The organism is Alkalibacterium sp. s-m-28, from assembly GCF_054658175.1.
On record NZ_BAAGIQ010000476.1, the window covers coordinates 1 to 252 of the forward strand.

At 39.3% G+C, this 252-nt stretch carries 1 pseudogene; it reads left to right on the plus strand.

The features are described from left to right. Positions 1 to 104: 104 nt before the first annotated feature. Positions 105 to 252 (plus strand): annotated as a pseudogene (locus ACYQ4S_RS13005) (IS3 family transposase); the annotation flags it as partial.

Here is a 252-nt window from a genome sequence, read left to right on the forward strand (position 1 = left end):
CCGACTTCATTTAAAGAAATTTTAGCTGGAAGTGAGTCCAATCCGTCACACATCACTGTTTGATTTAGTTGATTAACCTTAAGCCGATAGGCTTTCCAAGGTTTGATCAGGGTGCGAAACTTGAGTATACAAGTATAAAATTTCAAAAATTACTCGCGGATAAAGAACTGCGTCAATCTATGTCACGAAGAGGAAACTGTTGGGATAACGCTCCCCAAGAATCCTTCTTTGGACACATGAAAGACGAAATAG